This is a genomic window from Alteromonas sp. ABH4_457 (genome assembly GCF_056160625.1).
This window is the reverse complement of the sequence record NZ_JBSWXN010000015.1, coordinates 1-1,477: the sequence shown is the minus strand read 5'-3', so window position 1 is coordinate 1,477 and position 1,477 is coordinate 1. Positions and strand designations below refer to the sequence as shown.

Below are 1,477 nucleotides of genomic sequence, written 5' to 3'. Positions count from 1 at the left end.
CCTACACACTTTCACCTGGGCAACCAACGCCAGGATTGTCTAGCCTTCTCCGTCCCTCCGTCACTGATTATATAAGTACGGGAATATTAACCCGTTTCCCATCGACTACGCATTTCTGCCTCGCCTTAGGGGCCGACTTACCCTGCCCTGATTAGCATGGGACAGGAAACCTTGGTCTTCCGGCGTGGGGGTTTTTCACCCCCATTATCGTTACTCATGTCAGCATTCGCACTTCTGATACCTCCAGCAAACTTCACAGTTCACCTTCAGCGGCTTACAGAACGCTCCCCTACCCAAAGTACAAGTACTTTGCCGCAGCTTCGGTATATTGCTTAGCCCCGTTACATCTTCCGCGCAGGCCGACTCGACTAGTGAGCTATTACGCTTTCTTTAAAGGGTGGCTGCTTCTAAGCCAACCTCCTAGCTGTCTTAGCCTTCCCACATCGTTTCCCACTTAGCAATATTTTGGGACCTTAGCTGGCGGTCTGGGTTGTTTCCCTCTTCACGACGGACGTTAGCACCCGCCGTGTGTCTCCCGGATAGTTCTCTTTGGTATTCGGAGTTTGCAAAGGGTTGGTAAGTCGGGATGACCCCCTAGCCTTAACAGTGCTCTACCCCCAAAGGAATTCGTCCGAGGCTCTACCTAAATAGATTTCGGGGAGAACCAGCTATCTCCCGGTTTGATTGGCCTTTCACCCCCAGCCACAAGTCATCCCCGCCTTTTTCAACAGGCGTGGGTTCGGTCCTCCAGTTGATGTTACTCAACCTTCAACCTGCCCATGGCTAGATCACCGGGTTTCGGGTCTATACCTGGCAACTCAACGCGCAGTTAACACTCGCTTTCGCTACGGCTCCCCTATACGGTTAACCTTGCTACCAAATATAAGTCGCTGACCCATTATACAAAAGGTACGCAGTCACCCCGAAGGGCTCCCACTGCTTGTACGTATACGGTTTCAGGTTCTGTTTCACTCCCCTCACAGGGGTTCTTTTCGCCTTTCCCTCACGGTACTGGTTCACTATCGGTCAGTAAGGAGTATTTAGCCTTGGAGGATGGTCCCCCCATCTTCAGTCAGGATAACACGTGTCCCGACCTACTTAATATGTGCTAACTGTCACTTCGTGTACGGGACTATCACCCTGTTCCGTTAAACTTTCCAGAATATTCCACTATGACAACTAACATCGGCTGGTCCCCTTTCGCTCGCCGCTACTAAGGGAATCTCGGTTGATTTCTTTTCCTCCGGGTACTTAGATGTTTCAGTTCCCCGGGTTTGCCTCGTTAACCTATGTATTCAGTTAACGATACCCGCAAGCGGGTGGGTTTCCCCATTCGGACATCGATGGCTCAAATGCGTTTTGTCAGCTCGCCACCGCTTTTCGCAGACTTACACGTCCTTCATCGCCTCTTACTGCCAAGGCATCCACCGTATACGCTTAGTCACTTAACCATACAACCCTAAATAGCTTCCTTAAG

The 1,477-nt window shown here is 50.9% G+C and carries 1 rRNA gene; it reads right to left on the bottom strand.

The annotated features are described in order from the left end of the window. Positions 1 to 1,451: ribosomal RNA gene (locus ACXAGR_RS23730) — 23S ribosomal RNA — on the bottom strand; the annotation flags it as partial. Positions 1,452 to 1,477: the final 26 nt, after the last annotated feature.